The organism is Pontibacter oryzae (genome assembly GCF_003576375.1).
Lineage (GTDB): Bacteria > Bacteroidota > Bacteroidia > Cytophagales > Hymenobacteraceae > Pontibacter > Pontibacter oryzae.
In genome coordinates this window covers 1-14,544 of sequence record NZ_QWGE01000007.1, presented here as the reverse complement: position 1 = coordinate 14,544, position 14,544 = coordinate 1, and the positions used below count along the sequence as shown (strand labels likewise).

General features: G+C 46.8%; 14 protein-coding genes and 1 tRNA gene. 8 read left to right on the top strand and 7 right to left on the bottom strand.

Annotated elements, in window-relative coordinates:
• The 3 genes from D1627_RS17475 to rfaD all read right to left on the bottom strand — a co-directional run bounded on the left by D1627_RS17475 (position 1) and on the right by rfaD (position 2,115).
• Positions 1 to 459, bottom strand: coding sequence for a YciI family protein (locus tag D1627_RS17475; RefSeq protein WP_119433579.1), 459 nt, complete (start codon positions 457 to 459; stop codon positions 1 to 3).
• 9 nt (positions 460 to 468) lie between these two features.
• On the bottom strand, positions 469 to 1,023 hold the full coding sequence (locus tag D1627_RS17470; protein WP_119433578.1) for a DUF4287 domain-containing protein: 555 nt from the start codon (positions 1,021 to 1,023) through the stop codon (positions 469 to 471).
• 126 nt (positions 1,024 to 1,149) lie between these two features.
• A complete protein-coding gene (gene rfaD / locus D1627_RS17465) occupies positions 1,150 to 2,115 on the bottom strand; it encodes an ADP-glyceromanno-heptose 6-epimerase (protein WP_119433577.1) in 966 nt (321 codons plus the stop codon).
• A gap of 86 nt (positions 2,116 to 2,201) precedes the next feature.
• Between rfaD and D1627_RS17460 the strand changes: the two genes are divergently transcribed.
• From D1627_RS17460 to lpxB, 4 genes are all read left to right on the top strand, one after another.
• The gene (locus tag D1627_RS17460; RefSeq protein WP_119433713.1) at positions 2,202 to 3,092 is read left to right on the top strand and encodes an ABC transporter substrate-binding protein; all 891 of its coding nucleotides are present in this window, start codon (positions 2,202 to 2,204) and stop codon (positions 3,090 to 3,092) included.
• A complete protein-coding gene (locus D1627_RS17455) occupies positions 3,089 to 4,099 on the top strand; it encodes a FecCD family ABC transporter permease (protein ID WP_233555691.1) in 1,011 nt (336 codons plus the stop codon). Before D1627_RS17460 ends, D1627_RS17455 begins: the two co-directional genes overlap by 4 nt.
• Positions 4,100 to 4,522 (top strand): 6-pyruvoyl trahydropterin synthase family protein, encoded by a 423-nt coding sequence (locus tag D1627_RS17450; RefSeq protein ID WP_119433575.1) that lies wholly within the window; start codon positions 4,100 to 4,102, stop codon positions 4,520 to 4,522.
• Between the two features lie 71 nt (positions 4,523 to 4,593).
• Complete coding sequence (lpxB, locus tag D1627_RS17445) at positions 4,594 to 5,715, top strand: lipid-A-disaccharide synthase (protein WP_119433574.1); 1,122 nt, start codon at positions 4,594 to 4,596, stop codon at positions 5,713 to 5,715.
• Positions 5,716 to 5,886: 171 nt separating this feature from the next.
• On the opposite strand, the gene clpX is transcribed toward lpxB, so the two are convergent.
• The 4 genes from clpX to D1627_RS17425 all read right to left on the bottom strand — a co-directional run bounded on the left by clpX (position 5,887) and on the right by D1627_RS17425 (position 9,744).
• The gene (clpX, locus tag D1627_RS17440; protein WP_119433573.1) at positions 5,887 to 7,110 is read right to left on the bottom strand and encodes an ATP-dependent Clp protease ATP-binding subunit ClpX; all 1,224 of its coding nucleotides are present in this window, start codon (positions 7,108 to 7,110) and stop codon (positions 5,887 to 5,889) included.
• Positions 7,111 to 7,466: 356 nt separating this feature from the next.
• Positions 7,467 to 8,165: a ClpP family protease gene (locus D1627_RS17435; protein ID WP_262697049.1), complete on the bottom strand. Its 699-nt coding sequence runs from the start codon at positions 8,163 to 8,165 to the stop codon at positions 7,467 to 7,469.
• Between the two features lie 94 nt (positions 8,166 to 8,259).
• Positions 8,260 to 9,582: a trigger factor gene (tig, locus tag D1627_RS17430; protein ID WP_119433571.1), complete on the bottom strand. Its 1,323-nt coding sequence runs from the start codon at positions 9,580 to 9,582 to the stop codon at positions 8,260 to 8,262.
• Positions 9,583 to 9,662: 80 nt separating this feature from the next.
• Positions 9,663 to 9,744: transfer RNA gene (locus D1627_RS17425), tRNA-Leu, on the bottom strand.
• A 249-nt stretch (positions 9,745 to 9,993) separates the two neighbouring features.
• On the opposite strand from D1627_RS17425, the gene D1627_RS17420 reads away from it, so the two are divergent.
• The 4 genes from D1627_RS17420 to D1627_RS17405 are packed head-to-tail and all read left to right on the top strand — an operon-like array spanning position 9,994 to position 14,316.
• Positions 9,994 to 12,186 carry a RelA/SpoT family protein gene (locus tag D1627_RS17420; protein ID WP_119433570.1) on the top strand — a complete coding sequence of 731 codons (2,193 nt, stop codon included), beginning with the start codon at positions 9,994 to 9,996 and terminating at the stop codon, positions 12,184 to 12,186.
• A gap of 27 nt (positions 12,187 to 12,213) precedes the next feature.
• Positions 12,214 to 12,714 carry a Fur family transcriptional regulator gene (locus D1627_RS17415; RefSeq protein WP_119433569.1) on the top strand — a complete coding sequence of 167 codons (501 nt, stop codon included), beginning with the start codon at positions 12,214 to 12,216 and terminating at the stop codon, positions 12,712 to 12,714.
• Entirely contained in the window at positions 12,686 to 13,036 is a 351-nt protein-coding gene (locus D1627_RS17410) for an STAS domain-containing protein (RefSeq protein ID WP_119433568.1), read from the top strand. The genes D1627_RS17415 and D1627_RS17410 overlap by 29 nt, the downstream gene beginning before the upstream one ends.
• A gap of 8 nt (positions 13,037 to 13,044) precedes the next feature.
• Positions 13,045 to 14,316 carry an adenylosuccinate synthase gene (locus D1627_RS17405; protein WP_119433567.1) on the top strand — a complete coding sequence of 424 codons (1,272 nt, stop codon included), beginning with the start codon at positions 13,045 to 13,047 and terminating at the stop codon, positions 14,314 to 14,316.
• Positions 14,317 to 14,544: the final 228 nt, after the last annotated feature.

The window sequence follows — 14,544 nt, the reverse complement described above, 5'->3', positions numbered from 1 at the left end:
TTAGGGCCGGATTTTCTCTATCTGGCCGTGCACGGGCAAGTAAACGGGCAGTGCTGCAGAGCCATACCATTCGTAAAGCTCCGCATCCAGTAGCTTGGCTTTTACGGCTGGGTCGGTTTGCAGCAGGGCTTTGGCCTCGTCCAGAGTCTTTACATCAAGTATAAAAATGCCCCGGTAAGCTTTGTCGTTCTTTCCGAGCGGGCCAGCTACAACCAATTTACCGGCTTCGGCCATCTTACCTATATTGTCCATGTGGCCTCGGAACAACTCGCTTACCCTAGCTTGGTCCGTGATTTTGGCAGTGCCGGTTTTCAGCACCACCAGCACATAAGATTTCATGCCATAGTCATCAGCACCCAGCGAGTCGGCGAGGGTCTTGTTATAGGTTGGGTTGGATGATTGCGCGTCGGCGGCAAATCCGGCGGTACAAAATATAAGAAGGGCTAAAAGCTTTTTCATCGTTTAAAATTATCCGGCTTGATTGTATGCAGTGCGGAGCCATTCCAGAACCTCAGGCGAGATATCGTTAAGGCCATTAAGGTTTATCTTGTGAGAGCACATGGCGTTGGCTTTAGTGATCGGCTCCAGTATACCGCTTGGCTCCTGGCCCTTAAGGTTTAGGCCAACTTCGAAGCGGGTTTTAGTGGCCGGCTGAAGTATGGCAAACTGCTTTTTGCGGCGTAAACTTATATAAGCATTTTTAGGGGCAACCTCCACATCGTTTCCGAAGCGCTGCACTTCTGCGATTAACGTTTCATATACCGGCAGAAAGTGCTCTTTGCCCTTGTATTGCTTCGCGATCAGGTCATCTTTGTTCTCCACCGACCCGGCATCGGAGCCTTTGGCTTTGTGTGCCACCAGGTTTGCAAAGCCGTGCGTAAAGTTGTGCTCCTCCTTCAGGAACTTGATCACCTCGCCGTGCCTGGCCAGGTTTTGCTCCCGTACAACGGCAACCCATTGCTCCAATGTTTTACCTGTGTTCTTGTATAGGTTGTCGATCATGGTTTTCTCGGCTTGCTCCATAAAGTATACGTTACAAAGTATGCCTTAAGATAAAGCTTTACCCAGTAGCCTCAAAAGAAAAATGCTGAAGTATAAACCTTTCAGATTATACTTCAGCATTGCTATAATATTAAGCTGATTTTATACTTAGTAATACTTACCTGGTAGCAGGTAATTCTGCACGTAGTCTTTCACGCCTTCCTCTAAAGTATAGAATGGCTTGTTGTAGCCAATGGAGCGTAGCTTGCTCATGTTGGCCTCGGTAAAATACTGGTATGTGTCGCGGATGCTTTCTGGGGTATCCATAAAATCGATATCAGCTGGCACACCCATAGCCTCGAAAGTATTCAGGGCAAGGGCCATAAACGTGCGGGCTTCGCCTGAGCCAAGGTTATAGATGCCGGAATTCTTGCGGTGGTGCATCAGGAACACGCATACTTCCACTACATCCTTCACATACACAAAGTCGCGCATTTGCTCGCCGTCGGCATAGTCGGGGTTGTGCGAACGGAAAAGCGTCATGCTGCCCTTCTCTTTGATCTGGTTGTAAGTATGGAAAATAACGGAGGCCATGCGCGCCTTGTGGTACTCGTTGGGGCCGTATACGTTAAAGAACTTGAGACCTGTCCAGAAGAAAGGCTTGGCTGTTTGCTCCAGTGCCCACTTATCGAAGTCGTTTTTGGAGTCGCCGTAGGGGTTCAGTGGCTTGAGCAGCGGAATGGTGGCTTCGTTATCATCGTAGCCCAGCGAGCCGGAGCCATAAGTAGCGGCAGAGGAAGCATATACCATCGGAATCTGGTACTCGGCACAGGCATTCCACATCTTTTTGGAGTAGTTCAGGTTCAGGAGATCAAACACGTCCTTGTTAAACTCCGTGGTATCAGTGCGGGCGCCCAAATGGAAGACGAACTCTACTTCTTCATAATTATTATCCAGCCATTCAAAGAAGTTCTCGCGGTCTACAAACTCCTTTATTTTCTTTCCTTTTAGATTGTCTTCTTTTTTGGCAACGGAGAAATTATCCACTACCACTATATCGTTAAAATTGTCCTGGTTCAGCCTGCTTACGAGGCAGCTGGCAATAAAACCTGCGGCACCTGTTACTACTATCATGGTTCTTTGTTAAGCCTATAACTAAAATTGCGCTAAATTTACGAAAATAAACCGAGCCGCCTGCGCACGTGCAGGCCATCTATACTTTGAAACAAGCCAGATTCATACTTCAAACGCTGCTTTGCCTGTTGCTGTTATCTTGCAGCCCTCAGGAAAAGCAAAAGGAGCAGCAACTCGTGCTGCACGACGACCTAGGCCGTGAGCTTAAACTGCCTAAAAGGCCGGAGCGCGTCTTTGCACTGGCCTCCTCTATGACGGAAATGCTTTTTGCCGTTTTGGATACCAGCAGCATTGTTGCCCGCACCCCCAACTGCGATTACCCAGCGGCGGTACTGCAGAAGCCCGAGGTAAACAACTACCCCGTGGATTATGAGCAGGTGCTTGCCCTGAAGCCGGACCTCATTTTTACCGTAGAGGGTATTACGCCTTTGGAAGTAGCCGAGCGTTTACAAGAACTAGGTGTGCCGGTCTACTATCAGAAGTATGAAACGGTGGAGAGCATTTTTGCCGGCCTGGAAGATATTGGACGCATTATGGGCCGGGAGCAGCAGGCAAAGCAGCTGACAGACTCGCTACGCCAGGAGGTAGCTCAACTCAAAAAGCGCCATCAGCAAAGTAAAAACCAACAACAAGTGCTGGCCATTACCTGGGTAGACCCGATCTATGTTTACGGGCAGAATACCATACTTACGGATAAGCTGCGCATACTTGGCGCAGAGAACGCCGTGAAAGAGCTTTTTGAGCAGCCGTATCCAGCCCTTACAAGAGAGTATATCCTGAAACTGAACCCGGATGTACTGTTGGGCGGAACGAAAGAGGAGCTGGAAGAAAAGTTCTTTAACCAATATCCTGAGCTCCGAAAGATAAAGGCCTATCAAAACAACCAACTGTATAAACCAACGGATGATCTAATGTCGCGGCCCAGCCCGCGGGTAGTGGCTTCATTGTGGGAGTTGGAGGAATTCCTGTATAAATGATGCGGCAAAGCTCATACATTATACTTGCGCTGCTGCTGATTTTGGTAGTATTGATGCTTGGGCTGCAGGTAGGTTCTTTCAAGACGAACTTTGCAACCATAGCCGATACTTTCTTAAACTATAACCCAAATAATACCACCCAGTACGCTATCCTGCATTTGCGCTTGCCGCGCCTGCTGCTGGCTTTGGTGGTAGGAGCCTCGCTGGCATTTTGTGGCTACCTTATGCAGGCCATGGTCAATAACGGACTCGCCGATCCATACTTACTGGGTACTGCTTCTGGTGCATCGTTGGGCGCAGTCATCGTTTTTTTTGGCTTTGTGCCGATTAGCGTTGCAGGTATTTATTTGCCTCCTGTTTTTGCGCTGGCGGGTGCTTTTCTGGTTACTTTAGTAGTTGTAGTACTTGGTTACCGTAAGCGGCAAATCATACCATCGCAGCTTCTACTGGCAGGTATTGCTTTAAGCTCGCTGGTTACCGCTGTGGTGGGGCTGCTCACTTTTCTGTCAGATTCAGAAGGCAAGCTGAAATCAGTTATTTTCTGGTCGATGGGTAGTTTTGAGCGGGCCAGTTGGAGCCTGGTGCCTTACCCAAGTATGGCTTTACTATTGGCTCTGTTGTTTTTCGTCTTTTATCAGAAAGAGCTAAACATACTTTTACTCGGAGAAGAACGGGCACAGGCCATGGGCATACGGGTAGCACGCACACGCTGGGTTATTTTGGCAACCATCTCGGTAGTTACAGGCTTTGCGGTGGCCACGTCGGGGCCGATTGGTTTTGTGGGCCTGATCGTGCCGCACGTAACGCGTGGCTTGCTCGGAATTACTGGCCGCACTAACCTGCTTTTCTGCGCGTTTATCGGCGGTTTGTTCATGCTGCTCTGCGATTTAATCTCCAGGATAATTTATCCGCCAGCCGGATTGCCGATTGGAATCATTACTTCGTTCTTTGGTGTTCCTTTCTTCGTATATTTGCTGTTCAAAAAGAATTACAATTTTAGAGGATAAATGATTTACGTTAGCAGGTTAGAGCACTTCAATGCCGCTCATAAGCTATTCAACCCGAACTGGTCGTTGGCAAAGAATAAAGAGGTTTTCGGGCCATGCGCCAATACTAACTGGCATGGGCACAATTATGAGCTGATTGTAACGGTAAAGGGCAAACCCGACCCGGACACAGGCTTCGTGATTGACCTCAAAAAACTAAGCACACTGATCCGTACTCACATTATTGATAAAGTAGACCACAAGAACCTAAACCTGGATGTTCAGTTCATGGAAGACAAGCTGGCAAGCACCGAGAACCTGGTGGTTGAGTTCTGGAAAATTCTGGAGCCGCGCATTCAGGAAATATCAAACGGTATCGCCACACTGCACAGCCTGAAGTTATATGAAACTCCGCGTAACTACGTAGAGTACTTCGGAGAATAAGTACAGCAAGTCTGCGTTTATACGTTGATGGTTTAAGACGCAAGCCTGCCCGCTCCAAAAGATTCAAACCCATGAAATATTACATTATTGCCGGGGAGCGCTCCGGCGATCTGCATGCTTCCAACCTTATCAAGCAACTCCGTATCCAGGATCCGGAAGCAGAAATAAGAGGCTGGGGGGGCGATATGATGCAGGCTGCCGGTATGGACCTGGTGCGCCATTACCAGGAAATGGCTTTTATGGGCTTTGCCGAAGTTTTTAAGAGCCTGCGCAAGATCCTGGGGTTTCTTAAAGAGGCCAAAAGCGACATAAAGGCTTACCAACCCGATGTGGTGATCCTGGTGGATTACGCCGGGTTTAACATGCGCATTGCGCGTTATGCAAAAAAGCAGGGCATCAAGGTTTTCTACTATATTTCTCCTAAAATCTGGGCTTGGAACCAAGGGCGTGTGCATGGCATTAAGAAAGCCGTGGACCGGATGTTTGTGATCATGCCCTTCGAGAAGGATTTTTATGCCCGTTTCGATTACAAGGTAGATTATGTGGGCAACCCGGTAAACGACTCCGTAACCGACCACGTGGCTAGCGATGATTTCAGGTCGCGCAATAAGCTTTATAATAACAAGCCGATTATAGCTTTACTTCCGGGTAGCCGGCGTCAGGAAATAGAAAACATGCTGCATATAATGCTAAGCGTGCTACCCAACTTCCGAGATTATCAGTTTGTAGTGGCTGGGGTAAGCAATTTCTCGAAAGAGTACTATGAGCAGTACAACAAGGACCCTAACATCAAGATCATTTACGACCAAACCTATGACCTGCTGGCGCATGCCAAGGCAGCGTTGGTAACATCGGGTACAGCTACTCTTGAAACGGCATTATTTGGCGTGCTGCAAGTGGTTTGCTACAAGACAAGCGCCATTTCCTATACTATAGGTAAAATGGTGATCAAGGTGCCATATATATCGCTGGTAAACCTGATCGCAGATAAACCAGTGGTAACCGAACTGATTCAGGATGAGTTTACGGCAAAACAGATAATAGCAGAGCTCAAGCGCATCCTATTTGATAATCATTTCATGAAGCAGCAGCAAGAGGGCTATAAACTCGTGCGCCAGCGGATAGGGGAGTTCCGTACTGCCAAAAGGGCAGCAGAGCTAATGGTGCAGTACCTACGGAAAGAGCGATTATAAATCTCAGTCTAATGTACAAATTACAACTCCTGGCGCTACATACGTCAGGAGTTGTAGTTTATATCAAAGAGGAAATCTATGCGGTGATAAAAACAGAAAGACCCGGTACATATACCGGGTCTTTCTGTTATAAGCAGTCAACACGAAGGCTGACTATGTTTTTATGTAGCGTTAGGCTACTTTCAGCTGCTTTAAACCTGATTTCTCAAATTTATCACGAGCATAATCACCTGTAATAACCAGTTCTTTGGTTCCTTCTTCGGAAGGTAACTCGAACATAGCATCGGTCATAATACCTTCACAGATTGACCGCAGGCCACGGGCACCAAGTTTATACTCTGCCGCCTTTTCTACGATATACTCCAGTGCACTGTCATCAAAGGAAAGATTGATATTTTCCATTTCAAACAGGCGTTTATACTGTTTCACGATAGAGTTTTTCGGCTCAAGTAATATACGGCGTAACGTTTCTGCATCCAGTGGGTTCAGGTGCGTAGCAACTGGTAAGCGGCCGATAAGCTCTGGTATTAAGCCAAAGTTTTTTAGGTCTTGTGCTGTCAGGTACTTCAGGAAGTTTTCGTTTTCCTCAGCTTCGTCCAGTTTAGATTTAGAGAAACCAATTGGGCGAGTATTCAGGCGGTTTTTAATCAACCTATCAATGCCTACAAAGGCGCCTCCACAAATAAACAGGATATTCTCTGTGTTTACCGTGATCATTTTCTGCTCTGGGTGCTTACGCCCTCCTTGTGGCGGTACGTTAACGGTAGTTCCCTCCAGCAGCTTCAGTAAAGCCTGCTGCACACCCTCGCCACTCACATCGCGCGTGATGGACGGGTTATCGCTTTTACGGGCAATCTTGTCTATTTCATCAATGTACACGATGCCGCGTTCAGCAGCTTCCACATTATAATCAGCAGCTTGCAGCAAGCGCGTAAGTATACTTTCCACGTCTTCGCCCACATAGCCTGCTTCAGTTAATACAGTAGCATCGGCAATACAGAATGGCACTTGCAGGATACCGGCCATCATGCGTGCCAGGTATGTTTTGCCCGTACCGGTTTCACCAACCATGATAATGTTTGATTTCTCGATCACAACATCATCGTCGGTAGGCTGTTGCATTAGGCGCTTGTAGTGGTTATACACCGCCACCGACATCACCTTTTTGGCCTCATCCTGACCTACTACGAACTGGTCAAGGTATGTCTTCATTTCCTTCGGCTTCATCAGGTTAAACTTCGGAGTACGACTGCTTGCGCGAATCTTGTTCTCTTCGTTCAATATCTGCTGTGCCTGTCCGATGCAACGGTCACAGATGTGCGCGTTGATACCGGATATCATAACCGATACATCCTTTTTGTTTTTGCCGCAAAATGAGCAAGTAATTTCTGCCATAAGAAACGATTGATCCAGAGTAGTTTACGCAACTAATTCAGAAGCGTAAAGCAAAGGTACAAAATTGGAATTTTAAATGGATATAAAATTTTAGGCTCAAACGCTTGCTCACGCTCAAAAGACCTTTATAAATTTTAAGATAAATATTTTTCTATCTTTGAGTAAGTGATTGGTAATCATATTGTTAATGCTTGTCTGTTTCCACAATACTATGTGGATAAGTTTTTCAAGCATTGCACTATCAGAGCTATGGTAATGAGATTGCAATAGCCCTGATTAGTGCAATATAAAGTATAAAAGCCTGTACCTCTTAGTAAAGGACAGGCTTTTATACTTATATAAGCTTTAACTAATACTTACGCGTTTTTACGGATAAGCACTTCATCGATCAGGCCGTATTCCTTGGCTTCTTCGGCACGCATCCAGTAGTCACGGTCAGAGTTGTCATATACTTCCTGATATGTTTTGCCAGAGTGGTCTGCCAAAATCTCGTACAGTTCCTTCTTCAGCTTGAGTATCTCACGGGCAGTAATCTCGATATCTGATGCCTGGCCTTGCGCGCCACCCATTGGCTGGTGAATCATGATGCGGGAGTGCGGCAATGCAGAACGCTTGTTCTTAGCACCGCCTGCTAGTAATACCGCACCCATAGAGGCAGCTAAACCAGTACAGATCGTTGCCACATCCGGGCTAACATACTGCATGGTGTCGTAAATACCCAGACCGGCATAAACCGATCCGCCTGGGCTGTTGATATAAAGAAGGATGTCCTTTTTTGCATCCGCAGACTCCAAGAAAAGAAGCTGTGCGGTAATAATATTGGCAATAAAATCATCAACCTGCGTACCTAAGAAGATAATGCGGTCCATGATTAAGCGTGAGAATACATCAATCTCACGGAAGTTAGTAGGGCGTTCCTCAATTACAGAGCGTGTCATGCTTTCCACGGTGTGCATAGCACGGCCTTCTACGTAGTTTATATATTGATCTACGCCCAGGCCACTCATGCCTTGGCCTTTCACGGCAAATTTGCGGAACTCGTCTTTGTTAAACATCATATTGTTTAGATTTACGGTTTACTCAAAAATAAAAAAGTCCTTCTAATATCGAAGGACTTTTTTATAAGTTATATAAATGTACTCTTTTTTATTAGAGCGACATATTTCTGAAGTCCTCTGAGGAGATAGTCTTCTCAACAACAGTCATCTTCTCTTTAAGTTTAGCGAGCACCTTCTCGGCAAGCAGTTGCTCGTACTCATTGATGTAGTTGCGGCCATTCTCCTGCTGCAGATACTGCTGAGCGTAACCATTCATGCTTTCTTTCAGTTCTTCTGGAACCTCCGGCATGTTAAACTGCGCAAGCATCTTCTCTTTAGTGCTTTCAAGTACCTCTTCGTTAGTTACTTTCAGCTCGTTCTCCTCAACTACCTTGTTTTTGATCATTGACCACTTCAGCTCACGAACATACTTATCGAAATTCTCCTCGATTTGCTCTTCGGTAAGCTTGCCTTCGTTGGTAACTAGGATCCAGCGCTTGAAGAACTCTGTAGGAAGCTCGGCCTCCACGTTATCAACCAGCGTGTCGATGATGTTACGGAAGATCAGGTTATCAGCCTCGCGCTCGTAGTTCTCAAGAATAGTTTCACGGATTTTAGCGTCAAACTCTTCTTCAGTCTTTACTTCACCTTCACCGAAAAGCTTATCGAAAAGCTCCTGGTTCAGCTCAGACGGCTCTGTGCGGTTGATTTTCTCTACTGTAAACTCAAACTCACCGTTCAGGTCTGCAACAGCCTCTTTGCTCAGGCCAGTTACGTGTGCTAGGGCAGCGTTATCATCACCGAAAGTCTTGCGGATATCGAAACGGATAACATCATCAGCCTTAACGCCAACGAATTTATCCTGACCTTCTACTACACGGCTTGTAGGGATAAGCGTTTTAGACTGGAACTCGCCGTCTACCTGCTTCAACTCGCCAGAAATAAAATCGCCTTGCTCAGACGTTTCCGGGTTTGTTGTTTTGCCAAACTGGCGCTTCAGGTTTTCGTAAGCCTCGTCAATAGTTTTTTGGTCTAGCTCAACTTTGTAGCCCTCTACGCTTTTGTCAAGCGGAAGGTTAAAGTCTGGCAACAGACCTACCTGGTAGGTAAACTCAAATGTTTTCTGGTTATCCCAGTCAATATCAGCCTGGTTTGGCTCCGGAAGGGGCTCACCCAGTAATTTTACGTCGTTCTCACGGATGTACTTAGAGATCTCCTCCTGAAGCGTTTTGTTGATTTGCTCCACTAGGATGCTCTTTCCATACATTTTCTTTACAAGCCCTGCAGGCACTTTGCCAGGTCTGAAGCCCTTAATCTGAGCTTTTTTGCTGTATTCTTTTACCTGCTGGTCTACCTTCGGTGCGTAGTCCGCCTCTTCCAGTACCACCTTCAGTTGTGCATTGGTGCTGTCGGTTTGGTTTAATGTAATATTCAAGGCTTATAAACTTTTAGATTTTAAAAATACCCAGTAAAAACAAACCCCCAACAATGGCTGTTGAGGGTTTGTAATTTGTGTGCGGATGGAGGGACTCGAACCCCCATGCCTCGCAGCGCTAGATCCTAAGTCTAGTGCGTCTACCAATTTCGCCACATCCGCTTGAGTGTGCTTGTTCGTTTTAGTGTTGCAAAGGTAAGCAACGTTTTTTTAAATGCAATACCCTGCTCAAAATTTTTTAAATATTTTTCATCCTGCATATAGTAACAACAGCATAAGGCTTTGCTGCCATGGTATTGGTTGCATCTTATAATCAGTTATATTTGAAACTTATAAAGCAGCTACCATATTTATACTTGTAGTGCATGCCAACCAAAAATAAATGGCCGTACTATACTATTGTTGTTTAACATGATTGATCTAGAAGCAGAACGCAAAGAGATATTGAGGCATTACAGAAGGTTGCTCCGCTATGCGAAGCCATTTCTGAAGGATAACGACGCCAAGATCATCAAGAAAGCTTTCAACACCTCGCTGGAGGCGCACAAAGATATGCGCCGCAAATCCGGGGAGCCATATATACTGCACCCGCTGGCTGTGGCCCAGATCGCCGTGGAGGAAATCGGCCTTGGCACTACATCTATCGTAGCCGCGCTGCTGCACGATGTGGTAGAAGACACGGAACTGGAAACGGCAGACATTGAGCGTGAGTTTGGGCCAAGCGTGGCACGCATCATTGAGGGGCTAACCAAAATATCCGGCGTCTTCGATTACGGTACCTCGCAGCAGGCCGAGAACTTCCGTAAAATGCTGCTTACCCTTAGCGATGACGTGCGCGTTATACTTATAAAGCTAGCCGACCGCCTGCACAACATGCGTACGCTGGACAGCATGCCGCGCCACAAGCAGCTCAAGATAGCCTCCGAAACCATGTACCTGTATGCTCCGCTGGCGCATCGACTGGGTTTGTACGCCATTAAATCGGAGTTGGAGGATCTATACTTGAAGTATACCGATACGGATACGTATAAAGACATCTCCAACAAGATCCGGCAAACGCGCAGCGCACGCAATAAGTTTATCAAGGATTTCATTCACCCTATAGAGGATGAGCTGAACAAGTATGGTTTTAGGTTTAACATAAAAGGCAGGCCTAAGTCAATTTACTCCATACTCAAAAAGATTAAAAAGCAGAACATCACCTTTGATGAGATCTATGACCTCTTCGCGATCCGAATCATACTTGATGTGCCCCAGGAAAACGAAAAGGCCGCCTGCTGGCAGGTGTACTCTATCATCACAGACTTCTACCAGCCAAACCCCGACCGCCTGCGCGACTGGGTGAATACGCCTAAAGCCAATGGTTACGAGTCGCTGCACACCACGGTAATGAGTAAATCGGGGCAGTGGGTGGAGGTGCAGATACGCACCAACCGCATGGATGAAATTGCTGAACGCGGATATGCTGCCCACTGGAAGTATAAAACAGAAAGTTCGTCTTCCTCAGAGTCTGGCCTGGAGCAGTGGATAAACAAGGTGCGCGACATGCTAGAGACGAACAACTCTAACGCGCTGGAGTTTATGGATGAGTTCCGTAAGAACCTGTTTGTTGAGGAGGTGTTCGTGTTTACGCCTAAAGGCGAGCTTATCATACTTCCGGATAAATCCACGGCTTTAGACTTTGCCTTCGAGATTCACTCGCAGATAGGCTTGCAGTGTTTGGGCGCGAAGGTTAACCAAAAACTGGTGCCGCTGAGCTACAAGCTTAAAAACGGTGACCAGGTGGAGATCCTTACCTCACAGAAGCAAAAGCCTAACGAGGAGTGGCTGCAATACGTGGTTACCTCGCGTGCCCGAACGCGCATTAAAGATGCGCTGCGCGAGGAACGCAAGAACAAAGCAGAACAAGGCAAAACTATGCTGGAGGCTAGAATGCAGATGCTGGAGGTAGCCGACACGCAACAGAACCTTAACAAGCTGCAGGCTTTCTTTAACTTGCCAACGCTGCAGGATTTATACTATAGAATTGCCACCGGCCATATAGACATTAAAAACATAAAGCAGGTAATATTCACTGCCGCTGCGGATAAAGGGGCTTCTATGCTGGCACCTAAGTCTTTTGATAAAGAAGTGCAGAAAATACGCGGCGTAAACTCCGACATGCTGGTGATTGGCGAGGAAACCTCTAACTGGGACTATAGCATGTCTAAATGCTGCAACCCGATTCCAGGCGACGATGTGTTTGGCTTCCAGACGGAGGACGATGGCATTGAGATTCATCGCACAAGCTGCCGCCGCGCCATGGAGTTGATGTCGAACTACGGTAACCGCATCATCAAGGCTAAATGGACGGAGCAGAAGGAGCTGGCCTTTTTGGTAGGTATCCGGATTAAGGGCACGGACCGCGTAGGTTTGGTAAATGACCTTACTAAGGTGATCTCAACAAGCCTTAAAGTAAACATGCGTTCCATCACCATCGATTCTAACGACGGGATTTTTGAGGGGAACATCATGGTATTTGTAAACGACACTAGCCACCTCGATAAGTTAATGCAGCGCATGGGCAAGGTAAGTGGTATACTTACCGTGGAGCGCTTTGAATAGGAGGGGCTACATAATAAAGAGTAACAGATGGCATTAAATCAGATTAGATTCGAAGAGGTAAAGAAAATCTTCACGGCATACTTAGAAAGCAAGGGCTTGCGTAAAACCCCTGAACGCTATGCTATACTTGAGGAGATCTACTCCCGCGACGGGCACTTTGACGTGGAGTCGCTTTATATAAGTATGAAGAATAAGAATTACCGCGTGAGCCGTGCCACCGTATACAACACGCTGGACTTACTAGTCGAGAACGACCTGGTGAGCAAGCATCAGTTTGGGCGAAACCTGGCGCAGTATGAAAAGTCTTATGGCTACCGCCAGCACGACCACGTAATCTGTACCGAGTGCCACAAGGTAGTAGAGTTCTGCGACCCGCGCATTCATAATATACAGACGATGGTGGGCGAGCTGTTAAATTTTCATATCTTGCACCACTCCCTGAACCTATACGGTGTTTGCGGCGATTGCCGCGCAAAAAAAGCGACAGAGGAACCAACGCATGAAATATCAGACAGAACTCAAGGATAACATCGTTTTTATCCGGCTGGAGGGCGACCTGGTTGCAGGCACAGATACGCAGCAGATGATTGATAGCGTTGACGAGCTGCAGCAAGGCGAAGTGCTGCTTTGCGCCATAGATCTGTCTAATGTTCGCTTTATGGATAGTGGCGGAATGGGGGTATTGGTGTCGCTGCTTACCAGGTTTCGAAACCGGGGCGGCGAGTTAGTCCTTATCAAACCTTCCGACCATATTCGAAAGCTTTTGATCGTAACAAAGCTGAACGCTATCTTTACGATTGCTGAGAATGATGATTTCGCAGCGCAATTCTTAAAGGAATCAATATACTAAATACTTAAATGGCAGTTGACATTTTAATAGGTCTGCAGTGGGGCGACGAAGGTAAAGGAAAGATCGTTGACGTACTTGCACCAACCTATGACATTGTAGCCCGTTTCCAGGGCGGCCCGAACGCAGGCCATACATTAGAGTTTGAAGGCACAAAGCACGTGCTGCACCAGATTCCTTCTGGTATCTTCCATCCCCATATTCAGAATATAATCGGCAATGGTGTCGTACTCGACCCAATTGTGTTCCGCACCGAAATGCAGAAACTGCAGGACCGGGGCGTTGATGCTGCCAATAATTTGTTCATATCTAAAAAAGCATCACTCATACTTCCGTCACACAAAGCCTTGGACCGCGTGTCTGAAGAAGCGCTTGGTAGCGGAAAGATCGGCTCTACACTAAAAGGTATCGGGCCAACATATCAGGATAAGATAGGCCGCGTGGGTTTAAGAGTAGGTGATATACTTGCTGATGACTTCCAGGAGCGATATAATAAGCTAGTAGACCGTCACCGTAAAACTGCCGAGTTCTACGGAAGTGCACTAGACCTGGGCGAGCAGGAGAAAGAGTTCTTTGAGGCTGTTTCTTACCTGCGCACCCTGAAGCTGGTTGATTCTGAGTATATGATTAACGAGGCTATCCAGAACGGCAAGAAGATTTTGGCAGAAGGTGCACAAGGCGCGTTGCTCGATATCGATTTCGGAACCTATCCGTTCGTGACATCCTCTAACACAGTAGTGGCAGGAGCGTGCACAGGATTGGGTGTAGCGCCTAAACATATAGGAGAAGTATACGGTATCTTTAAAGCGTATTGTACACGAGTAGGTAGTGGTCCATTCCCAACAGAGCTTCTAGATGAAGTAGGAGAGGAGATCCGCCAGGCTGGTCGCGAGTTTGGTTCTACAACAGGCCGTCCGCGCCGCTGTGGATGGGTTGACTTGCCAAGCCTGAAGTATAGCATCATGCTAAATGGTGTTACGCAGCTAAACATGATGAAGGCCGACGTGCTAACGGAGTTCGATAAGATCCAGGTGTGCACACACTATAAGTTGCCTTCCGGGGAAATTACAGATAAAGTGCCACACTCTATTGAAGATGGAGAATTGGAGCCGGTATATGTAGACTTGCCAGGATGGAGGGTTGATCTGAATAAAATTGAGTCGGTAGGTGAGCTACCAGAAGCGTTTAATAACTACCTGACCTTCCTGGAGGAGCACTTGCAAGTGCCCATTACAATAGTATCTGTTGGTCCGGACAGAAAAAGCACGTTGAACCGCGCATAATCCTTACATAAAATAGTAAGTGCTTATATAGTAGTAAAGCCCCTGCAGCCGTAGGGGCTTTATTTTTTTCAAAGGATTTGGAACAACAAACCGGCCTAAGGGTGTTCTTTCTAAGCTGCGTAAAAGCGAGCAAGAATACTTTACAAAATTAATCCTGTTCATTTAGAGCGCGTTAGGCATTTATCTAAAGTTTTTTGTGCTGTGGGTGTTGCGGGGGCGGGAATTTTG